At 44.1% G+C, this 2,751-nt stretch carries 3 protein-coding genes; 2 read left to right on the top strand and 1 reads right to left on the bottom strand.

Going from position 1 to position 2,751, the window contains the following annotated elements; translation table 11 throughout:
* Together F6K51_RS35925 and ltrA are read left to right on the top strand one after the other, a co-directional pair.
* Positions 1-149, top strand: a 149-nt coding sequence (locus F6K51_RS35925; protein ID WP_293030616.1) for a zinc ribbon domain-containing protein, incomplete at its 5' end; no start/stop codon positions are given.
* A gap of 577 nt (positions 150-726) precedes the next feature.
* Positions 727-2,433: a group II intron reverse transcriptase/maturase gene (gene ltrA / locus F6K51_RS35920; RefSeq protein WP_365940589.1), complete on the top strand. Its 1,707-nt coding sequence runs from the start codon at positions 727-729 to the stop codon at positions 2,431-2,433.
* Between the two features lie 107 nt (positions 2,434-2,540).
* Here the strand turns inward: ltrA and F6K51_RS35915 are convergent.
* Positions 2,541-2,751 (bottom strand): hypothetical protein (locus F6K51_RS35915; RefSeq protein ID WP_293030613.1); only part of this gene is annotated, 211 nt, incomplete at its 5' end.

Genomic DNA, 2,751 nt, shown 5'->3' with positions numbered 1-2,751 from the left:
CCAACTGCGGAGTAAAAGTACCAAAGAAGCTAAAAGACCGCATCCATTCTTGCCCTCATTGTGGTTATGCCGAAGATCGAGATGTGAATGCGGCTAAAAATATATTGAAGTTGGCGGTGGGGCATCACGTCGGTAGTAAAGCTGTGTGATTCGTTGGCTATAAACCTTATCCATAAAGGATTTGGGGGACTAGCCGCAAGGGTCAAACCTTGATAACTTGAAAACCATGTTGGTGAAATACCAACCCTCGTGAAATCCGAGTGACAGCCTTACCCCTAACCACTGAGAACTAACAAACTCTAGGTTAAAGCGGGGTCGAACAGCGAAGCACTGTCAGCCTAAAGACGGTGTTAGTAGCAGGCAAAGAACTCATGAGTACCACAAGGAAGATACGCCGAACCATCGTAATGCTGGAGTAGCGAAATAAAGGCTGAAACGCTACGGACAAATAGTCAAAGGAATACAAAGGATTATAAGGTTAGTTTTCCTTGTAATGATTTCCCTAAATTCCCGGTGGAAAGTATCACTCTAAAAGTTCAACAGAATGGTTATCAGGAACGAAGTAACCCCCATAGGTCTCTTGAAGAGGTCGGTCCTCAAGTAGGTAGTTAGCCGCAAGTCCTATGAGGGAGAGATTGAGTCAGAAGCTAAAGCCTAGAGTAATGTCTAGGATACGCCGACAGACTCACGTGATAGGAAAAGGTATAGCTATGAGTAGCAATCAATATGTCTAAAACTCGGGGGTTTACCCCACAGTCGGAATGGAATCAGGTTAATTGGCGAAAGCTAGAAAGAACCGTATTCAAGTTGCAAAAGCGGATATACCGAGCCTCTCAACGTGGTGATGTTCGAGTGGTAAGAAAGCTGCAAAAGACTCTGATGAAGTCCTGGTCAGGAAAAATGCTAGCGGTAAGGAAGGTAACCCAACAGAATAAAGGTAAAAAGACTGCCGGAATAGATGGGAGAAAAGCTTTGAAAAACAAGCAGCGCCTAATCTTAGCAGCCAGCCTTAAAATTTACAAAAAACCTCAACCAACCCGCCGAGTTTGGATAAATAAGTCCGGTCAAAAAAGTGAGAAACGCCCTCTGGGCATCCCAACTATATACGACCGAGCACTACAAGCCTTGACCAAACAGGCTCTAGAGCCAGAATGGGAGGCCAATTTTGAACCAAACTCATACGGATTCAGACCAGGAAGGTCATGCCATGATGCTATCGAAGCAATATTTACGGGAATCGCACAGAAACCTAAATGGACTCTTGATGCCGACATCTCAAAATGCTTTGATAAAATCAACCATGAAAAACTTCTCACAAAATTAAATACCTATCCCTCCATGAAGCGATTAATCAAAGGATGGTTAAAAGCCGGAGTAATGGATGAAGGAACATTCTCCCCTACTATAGAGGGCACCCCCCAAGGTGGAATAATATCACCACTTTTGGCGAATATAGCCCTCCACGGAATGGAAGAACGAGTTAAAGAATACGCTGAAACATTACCCGGCAGAAAAGCAAGGAATAGACAAGCGTTAAACTTCGTAAGATACGCAGATGATTTTATCATCATGCACAAATCCAAAGAAGTGGTAGAAGAATGTCAGAGAATTATAGAAACATGGTTAAAAGACATTGGCCTGGAACTAAAACCAAGTAAAACAAAATTGGTTCACACCACAGAAGGGTACGACTTCCTCGGTTTTAATATCAGGCAGTACCCTGTAGGAAAAAATCAATCCAAACAAGGTTTTAAAACCCTCATCAAACCATCAAAGAGAAAAGTGAACGAGCATTGGGAGCAGCTATCTAAAGAAATAGATAGATATAGAGCTGCTCCCCAAGAAGCCCTAATCAGGCGTCTTAGACCCATTATAAAAGGATGGTGTAACTACAATCGCGCAGCGGTAAGTCAGGAAACATTCAAGGGACTAGACAACAAGCTCTGGAACAAACTCCAAAGATGGGGATACAGGAGACACCCTAACAAATCCAAAACCTGGGTAAATAAAAAGTACTGGGGGACTAAGACTGAAAAACCTAAGAACCCATGGGACACACCTATAGTGGACAACTGGATATTCATGACCTCGGAGGATAACTACCTACCGAAACACGCAAAGACAAAAATTGTTAGACACGTGAAAGTCAAAGAATCCAGAAGTACATTTGACGGAGACCTAACGTACTGGGGAAATCGCATGGCAAAACACCCTGAGATGTCCAGCCAGAAAGGAAAACTTCTGAAAAGACAGAAAGGAAAATGCGCCCACTGCGGTCTCACCTTCAAGGAAGGAGATGTGATGGAAACGCACCATATAATACCACGCTCACAAGGTGGAAACGACCAACTCAAAAATCTTGAGCTACTCCACCTACACTGCCACGATGAAAAACATAGAATCAAGGAGAATCTAGATGAAAATCCATTCTAATGTAGAGGTACCACTGACAAGAGATTCCGTCGCGAGGAGCCGGATGAGGGGAAACTTTCACGTCCGGTTTTGGAGACGAGTCGGCGGGGGCGACCCCACGGCTTAGTTTAATTACCGAGTAACCCAGGCAATGGCCGGTGTTGGTAAGAAGCCCGCGTTGTCCCGTTAGGGCAACGTCGGGAGTATGTCACGAAGCACAGTCTCCTGTTATGCACCAATGACCAATGAATAATTACCAATAACTCATTGCTCAAGCATCCAATTGAATCGGACAGCAGCTTAACATTAGAATGAAGACCACACTTCGAACCCAATTGT

Origin of the sequence: Moorena sp. SIO3I8, from assembly GCF_010692325.1 — a bacterium.
In the GTDB taxonomy this organism is placed as follows: Bacteria; Cyanobacteriota; Cyanobacteriia; order Cyanobacteriales; family Coleofasciculaceae; genus Moorena.
The sequence above is the reverse complement of the archived record's forward strand: the minus strand, read 5'-3'. Positions and strand labels throughout refer to the sequence as shown.

Coding starts and splice junctions, on each gene's coding strand:
- ltrA (WP_365940589.1), top strand. CDS start 727: ATGTCTAAAACTCGGGGGTTTACCCCACAGTCGGAATGGAATCAGGTT.